Origin of the sequence: Peptostreptococcus anaerobius 653-L (assembly GCF_000178095.1) — a bacterium.
Lineage (GTDB): Bacteria > Bacillota > Clostridia > Peptostreptococcales > Peptostreptococcaceae > Peptostreptococcus > Peptostreptococcus anaerobius.
This window is the reverse complement of record NZ_ADJN01000028.1, coordinates 1-6,839: the sequence shown is the minus strand read 5'-3', so window position 1 is coordinate 6,839 and position 6,839 is coordinate 1. Positions and strand designations below refer to the sequence as shown.

Annotated in this window: 7 protein-coding genes; 2 read left to right on the top strand and 5 right to left on the bottom strand. The window is 33.7% G+C overall.

All coding sequences use genetic code 11. From position 1 onward, the window contains the following. Nucleotides 1-383: 383 nt before the first annotated feature. Both HMPREF0631_RS03600 and HMPREF0631_RS10330 read right to left on the bottom strand, forming a co-directional pair. The gene (locus HMPREF0631_RS03600; RefSeq protein ID WP_002843484.1) at nt 384-1,256 is read right to left on the bottom strand and encodes an alpha/beta fold hydrolase; all 873 of its coding nucleotides are present in this window, start codon (nt 1,254-1,256) and stop codon (nt 384-386) included. A 203-nt stretch (nt 1,257-1,459) separates the two neighbouring features. Beyond that, on the bottom strand, nt 1,460-1,600 hold the full coding sequence (locus HMPREF0631_RS10330) for a hypothetical protein (protein WP_002843485.1): 141 nt from the start codon (nt 1,598-1,600) through the stop codon (nt 1,460-1,462). Nucleotides 1,601-1,912: 312 nt separating this feature from the next. Here HMPREF0631_RS10330 and HMPREF0631_RS03590 point away from each other — a divergent pair, with 312 nt between their 5' ends. Continuing rightward, nucleotides 1,913-2,326 (top strand): flavodoxin domain-containing protein, encoded by a 414-nt coding sequence (locus HMPREF0631_RS03590; protein ID WP_002843481.1) that lies wholly within the window; start codon nt 1,913-1,915, stop codon nt 2,324-2,326. Between the two features lie 180 nt (nt 2,327-2,506). Here HMPREF0631_RS03590 and HMPREF0631_RS03585 read toward each other — a convergent pair whose 3' ends face one another. The 3 genes from HMPREF0631_RS03585 to HMPREF0631_RS03575 all read right to left on the bottom strand — a co-directional run bounded on the left by HMPREF0631_RS03585 (nt 2,507) and on the right by HMPREF0631_RS03575 (nt 6,376). Next, complete coding sequence (locus HMPREF0631_RS03585; RefSeq protein WP_002843489.1) at nt 2,507-3,145, bottom strand: helix-turn-helix transcriptional regulator; 639 nt, start codon at nt 3,143-3,145, stop codon at nt 2,507-2,509. A 244-nt stretch (nt 3,146-3,389) separates the two neighbouring features. Next, a complete protein-coding gene (locus tag HMPREF0631_RS09685; protein WP_002843486.1) occupies nt 3,390-5,603 on the bottom strand; it encodes a cell wall-binding repeat-containing protein in 2,214 nt (737 codons plus the stop codon). Nucleotides 5,604-5,605: 2 nt separating this feature from the next. After that, the gene (locus HMPREF0631_RS03575) at nt 5,606-6,376 is read right to left on the bottom strand and encodes a hypothetical protein (protein ID WP_002843483.1); all 771 of its coding nucleotides are present in this window, start codon (nt 6,374-6,376) and stop codon (nt 5,606-5,608) included. A 345-nt stretch (nt 6,377-6,721) separates the two neighbouring features. On the opposite strand from HMPREF0631_RS03575, the gene HMPREF0631_RS10435 reads away from it, so the two are divergent. Beyond that, the gene (locus tag HMPREF0631_RS10435; protein WP_157755926.1) at nt 6,722-6,820 is read left to right on the top strand and encodes a helix-turn-helix domain-containing protein; all 99 of its coding nucleotides are present in this window, start codon (nt 6,722-6,724) and stop codon (nt 6,818-6,820) included. Nucleotides 6,821-6,839: the final 19 nt, after the last annotated feature.

Below are 6,839 nucleotides of genomic sequence, written 5' to 3'. Positions count from 1 at the left end.
GCCGTCTCAGCTGACGACTTATTAATAATAACATATTCATTTCATAATGTCAATATGTTTTTTAAAGTTTTTTAAATTTTTCCAGCCGATACATCGGCACTCTGAAAAATCTTTTCTAAAAGCAAACTTGCTTCTTAACTTTTTAATATCACTGTGTATTACAGTCCTTATATACACTGTATCTCTCAGCGACAAGTAATACTATACACTCTTTTTATATAAAGGTCAATAGTTTTTTATATTTTTTTATTTTTTTGTTACTTGCAAAAGTAAATTCCACCATGATATGGAATTTACTTTTACCAAATACACTTTATTTGTATACGGAATTTACTTGTTCAATTCACCTTTTTATTTTTCTCTAATGATTTTCAAAGAACCTATTATCTTCCTATAAAAAACTCACCTATATCCTTTAGTATATGTTCGTTTCCACGGCAATTAGTCAGCTCGTGCTTAAAGCCATCATACACCTTGTAGGATACGTCTGTATATCCAACTCTTCTAAGGCTCTTTATACTGTCATTTAAGCCTGACATTCCACCTGTTATAGGGTCCTTTTCACCACTTATACTAAGTATAGGTAGGTCCTTGTTAGAGCACTTAAAGTTCGCATATTGGTGCATCTCATAGTCACCCTTCCATATAGTGTATATGCCTCCTATTGTGTATTTGTAACCTACACATAGAGGGTCTCTTCTCACTTTTTTCATAATTTCAGGGTCAGAGTTTATCCATGAGTCATCCTCCCACTCGCCCAGTTTTGTCATTATCTTACTAAAAGATTTTTCACCCTTTAATGCGGTTATTATCCTGCCAATAAATAGTCCAAATAAAACCTCCGTCCTATAATTGACAGTTCCACTGATTATCAACTTGTCTATTTCAGTGTCATACTTTTCTATATAGCATCTAGCAAACACAGAGCCCAACGAGTGTCCAAACATATATAGGGGTAGGTCCTTGTAGGTATTTTTTATATATACACTTAACTCATGCAGGTCCTCCACTATCTCATAAAAATTGTTCATATGACCTAGAGGATGGTCTTCTGATACAGACTCCCCGTGCCCCCTGTTGTCGGATATTATGGCGGCTAGGCCTATAGAATTTAAGAACTCGCAAAATTTATAATATCTTTTTCTATGTTCCTTGGCTCCGTGAACCAACTGAACTACACCAACTGGATTTTCAATATCAAATTTTGTTACAGCAAGAGAAAAACCATCTCTCATCTTTATGAACTCTTCAACCATGACCTACCTCCATATGATTACATATACCACTATATTGAACATCAAAAAATAGATATATTATTACTGTAATAATTATTTGCTGCAATAACTACTTGAACTAGAAACCAAAAAGGGTCTTTTTGTATGGTTCTATTTTCATTTGAACCATCTCATATCCAGCATCCTCTACCACTTGTCTCAATCTAGCTTCATCTATATCCTGATCAGTCACAAATACAGTCTCTTCTTTTTTTGTGAGACGATTTTACCTTCTTGGAATCAAAAGCCTTTTTTATAGCTTCATTCATGTGGTTTTCACAATTCCCACACATCATACCTTTTATTCCTACTGTTATTTTATTCATACTTATACCTCCTTATCATTACCCATATGGGGTATTTATAATATTATACCACTAACAAGAAAATTTATTAATACTATTAGTGAATCATATAAAAATTATGGTGGTGTGATTTAGTAATCTATTAAGAAAAACTCCCTTACAAATGCAAGGTATATATTAGCAGCTAAAAAAACTTTCTCATAAGTGTAACATATGTATTGACAACTAAGAGAAATAACTAGCAATGATTTTTTTAAATCTATTTACTTAATTAATAATTTATGTTAAACTGTATGTAAATGAAAATCTTTTTCGTTAAGGAGGAATTTTAATATGAAATTAGGTATTGTATATTGGACAAGCGGTGGAAACACTGAAGACCTAGCAAATAGACTAAAAGAAACAGCTCAGGGAAAGGGAATAGAAGTAATTATGTCAGATGTTGATTCAGCTGATAAGGATTCTATACTAGGTTGCGATGTAGTTGCTTTCGGTTCTCCTGCTCAGGGTACTGAAGAAATATCACCAGAAATGGAAGACTTGATGGATAGCATCAATGATGAAATCAAGGACAAGAAGGTACTTCTTTTCGGCTCATACGGTTGGGGCGACGGAGAGTATATGGAGGCATGGCAGGAGACAATAGAGTCAAAGGGTGCCAAGCTAGCCACTGCTCCTGTAGTTTGCCTTGAAGCTCCAGATGATGAAGCTTTTGCCAAGATAGACGATGCACTTGCTTCACTATAAATAACACACGACTAAAATGCACTGGGCAGTGTACCGACCCCAAAAGTTAGACTTTATTAGCGAGACAGTTTCGGCTGACTCGCTATTTTTTATGCCGCCAAGGTTAAGAGCCTATTTAAATATAAAAAATGGCGTGTACGATAAATAATCTCTATCATACACACCAAATTTTTACTTATATTACTTTTTGGACTTACCTATAAGCACTGGAATAACCATCATAACTATTCCTATAAACATTGCCAATATACCATATGTCCCAAGACTCAGGTCTGTATCTACAACTAGACCCAATAAATACATAACACTACCTACCCCAACAAGGATTCCTCCAAAAACCTTCATCTTGGATTTCTCAGAATCATTATTTTTACCTAATACCAACTCCACTATATCCTTAACACCTATCAATAAAAATGTTAGGACTCCACAGAATATAAGGGTCGAAAATGCCATTCCAAAGTGATTCTCCATTGATGGTGGAACTACAAGTCCTATCAAGAGACTCAATACTCCTGCACCTAAAAGAGATGCCCCTATTTTTATTCCTATAAGATTCATATTTTTCCTTCTGTTCTCGCTACCGTCGTTTATTAATTTTTCTGTCATATTATTCATATCTTTACCTCCAAATACTAATTCATCCAGGGTCATATTAAATGCTCTAGACATATTTATTATCATCTCTATATCGGGTAAGTTTTTGTCATTTTCCCAATTTGATACTGCCTGTCTCGATACATTTAACATATCCGCCATTTTCTGCTGAGTTAAATTTTTCTCTGCCCTTATCTTTTTTATCTGTTCACCAAAATTCATATCTGTATTACCTCCTAAAAAAATTCTACTATATTCCAAGGTCCAATGAAAGAAAGTCTCTCTTGCACCTGTATTTTTTGTGTAAAGTAGCTCTTGCATCCTTTATATTTCAATGTTTGTCTGTCTTATAATATATATTACATTAAAATAGCACACTACGCAAGGCAGACTGACGGCATGCCCGTCATACTAACAAAACTCCTCCAGTAAAAACTGAAGGAGTTTTGTTTTGTTTAATTATATACTAGTTAACTAGTTCTTTTAAAACATCGTTTGGTATATATCTATAACCACCTATTGCTGTTATTCTATTTATATTCTTAAGGTATATATAGTCGCTTACTACCTTGTTCTGACCTGCCTTACTCTTAACTAGAAGTGTTGGCCTGTTATACTTTCCAGATATCGGTGATATAGCCAAAGCATCTGCAAATTCTTCTCCAGAAGCTATATATGCCTCTTTACTATCTGCAAATTTAGATCTAGCTATTGCTATAGCTGTTTCATACCTTGTTTTTCCTGCCATTCTCTCTAGTACTCCTGGCAATTTCAACTCAGTAGATTTAGATATTGTATTATATCCACCAGCTATGTATGTGTTCTTTATTTCTAAGTCTTTTGTAGCCTTAGTTATCTGTGGTGGTACAAGGTCTTTTCTAACTAATAGGATTGGGTATCCTTCTCTTGAAGCATAAGTACCTACTGCTAGTGCATCTGGGAACACCTCACCTGAGGCTACTACAGCCTTGTTCTTCTTACCTGTGATACCAACTACTCTTCTTGCTACCATCTCAGATGTTCCGTATCTATCGTGACCTGCTATTCTCTCGACATTCTTGTCTGCATCATATATTCTTAGTTCTTCTCTAACCTTTTCAGATATTGAGTTTTGGCCACCAACTATGATGACTTCACTAGCACCTAGTCTCTTGATTTCAGCACCTACTCTAGGGTCTAGCTTGTTTGTTGGGTTAAGTAGGATTGGGGCATCCTTTATCTTAGCCAATACTGAGGCTGTCATTGAGTCTGGGAATAGGTCGTGTCTAACAACTATTACAGTATTTGCACTCTTGTAGTGCTTACCTGATATGTCTATCGCTGTTTCGATTCTATCTTTTCCATCTATTCTATCAGTATTTACTCTTGGTCTGTCTTTATCTGGCCTTGGCTTAACTGGGTCTGATTCTGGAGCAGTTACATTGAATGTATATGAAATTAGATTTGGCTTGTCTTTAGGCGCCGCTTCATCAAGTCCAGCTGGATCTTGAACTCCTGCAAATGTCCAATAACAACGTTCTGACGAATTTTCATGCCCTTTTCCTAATTCTCTATGTGAATTATGTTCCGCAGAGGACAAATAAAATTCTTTTGTAAATGAAGTTGCAAAGTCATACATAGCTGATGCTGTACCAGTAATACTCATTTTGCTTCCTGGAATAGCATCATTAGAAACACTCAATCCAGAAATATCAATGCTGACTTTACTTGTATCTACAGCTTTCACTTTATCAACCATATTTTGCCAACTAAATGCCTTAGCTCTTTCATCTTTTCTTAATTTAATAACTAAAGTTTTGTCGTCTTTATATGCTTTCGCTGTAAAACCTTTTATGCCACTTACTTTGGCAGTGGGATTATCATCTACTGTAACTCCACTCGGTATTCCAAGCGTAAATACAATCTCTGAATCAGACATTACAAATTTATCATGTAATTCTTTAGCACCTTCCTCCGTAATTCCACCAATCTGCATTTTTGCCATTGCATGAGAATTAAAAAGTTTTTTAAACCAAGGTGCTCCCATAGAGAAATTAAGCTCTAATGGATCCCCTGCCTTATATTCATCTATTTTTTTTGAATCTGTACTATCCTTAGCCTTGATATCAGCTAAAACTTTTAGCTGATTAAGTGGGTCTGTAGCCTCTTTTTCAGTCAAGGTATCTACGCCTACTTTAAATTTAAATGGGTTATACATACCATCCAAAATTTTAAAAGTTTGTTGCAAATATATATTTTCTCCTGGATTATCCTTAAACATAAATCTATCTGCTCGAGTAAATCCACCCCAATTAGGAATAATCCCAAAGTTATAAAACTCATATCCACCAAACGAACTAAAATCTATATGTCTTGCGTGTGGATTTATATCTGTCTCACTAGGTTTACGCAAATATTTAGGAATAGCAATTTTAAAATGCGAAATTTTGTAATTATCATCAGATTCAATAGTTTCTACATCAACTGCCTGAAGATTAGACCAATAATTTCCACGTATCACTTCACTCATTTTGTTAGTATAAGTATCTGTATCAGCATCATAATCTGCAAAATACATAGATGTTTCTCCATACGGAGTAGTACTGCTATAACCTAAAACGTTTGTCGAAGAAACAAAAGATAATATTAAGGCTCCTCCAACAGATATTATTTTTTTTGGCTTATTTTTTAATATACCCATTTTTACCCCCTCGGATTTAAAACGTCAAGACTTATTTCTGGGGATGTAATAGATACTATTGGAGTTTTAATTGATAAAAAACCAAACTTATACAAGTTACACTCACCAGAACCCTTTATACTTCCAAGCATACTTGGAGAACTTTCATCGGCATCTACTGTATATGGAATAGATATATCTATAGTTTTTCCTGTTTTATTCCTTTCAGATTCCACTAGTTTAAAGAAACCTTCATAATCATTCCAATTTCCTAAATAAAATGTAAATGTTACAGAATGATCTTTTATGTCGGTTTCAATTTTACTAATTGTACTTGTATTTTTTGTAGCAGTTACTTTATCTCTGTCAACAGTTATATTTTCAGGAAATCTTACAGTGTAACTGCACGTTGGAAAAGAATCCTTCGTTGAGCCAAACATAACAATATTTCTCCAATATCCACTGAAAGATTTTTTGTCATAAAGTTTATCCTTATACAAAGTGTATGCACCCTCAAATAAATCTCCTGCCTCAACAGAACCAGAAACTTCCCCTTTATATTTATTTGTGGTACCTTCCTGCAATTCAAGTGGCTTATTAGATACTGTTTTACTTATATCAACAGTACCACTAACCTTACTGTTTAAGCCTGATATTTTTGCAGTCAAATTACTATCTACAAGGTATTTCAAATTACCATCCTCTGCAAATACACTTGATGTACTAGCAAATACACCTACTAGCATTACTAGAGCCATAACTAGACTCGACAATTTTTTTACTAGATTTCTCATAATTAAATCCTCCTTAAATTAAAATAAATATTATTAAAATGATATTAGCTGTTTATATTAGCCTATATTCATCTATAAACTATATTTTAAGACTAAATATATATTACAAATATATATTTATATTTTTTATTAGTAATGATAACGATTTCAGATCTTTCCAACTCAAGCATATACCTCTTTCTATTATTTGTCAATACTTTAATTGTATCATTCGAAAAATTTTTCTATGTGTTAATTCGCAAAGTAAATTCTAGTAAATCCTTGAAAGTAGAATTTAACATAAAAAATATATTATGGTAGAATTTAATATGAAAAGTTAATAAAATTTTTAAAGGAGTGTCAACTATGAAAAACAAACATCTTACTTACGAAGAAAGGCATGGGATAGAAAACATGCTAGCAAAAGGTAATTCCATCTCCCAAATCACAGCTCATCTTATCTAAAACCGGTGCTTTATTATGT

What these genes read in the sequence shown, in the direction of transcription:
- HMPREF0631_RS03590 (WP_002843481.1), top strand. Translation starts at nt 1,913, where the DNA reads ATGAAATTAGGTATTGTATATTGGACAAGCGGTGGAAACACTGAAGAC.
- HMPREF0631_RS10435 (WP_157755926.1), top strand. Translation starts at nt 6,722, where the DNA reads ATGAAAAACAAACATCTTACTTACGAAGAAAGGCATGGGATAGAAAAC.
- HMPREF0631_RS03585 (WP_002843489.1), bottom strand. Translation starts at nt 3,145, where the DNA reads ATGAATTTTGGTGAACAGATAAAAAAGATAAGGGCAGAGAAAAATTTA.
- HMPREF0631_RS03600 (WP_002843484.1), bottom strand. Translation starts at nt 1,256, where the DNA reads ATGGTTGAAGAGTTCATAAAGATGAGAGATGGTTTTTCTCTTGCTGTA.
- HMPREF0631_RS09685 (WP_002843486.1), bottom strand. Translation starts at nt 5,603, where the DNA reads ATGGGTATATTAAAAAATAAGCCAAAAAAAATAATATCTGTTGGAGGA.
- HMPREF0631_RS03575 (WP_002843483.1), bottom strand. Translation starts at nt 6,376, where the DNA reads ATGAGAAATCTAGTAAAAAAATTGTCGAGTCTAGTTATGGCTCTAGTA.
- HMPREF0631_RS10330 (WP_002843485.1), bottom strand. Translation starts at nt 1,600, where the DNA reads ATGAATAAAATAACAGTAGGAATAAAAGGTATGATGTGTGGGAATTGT.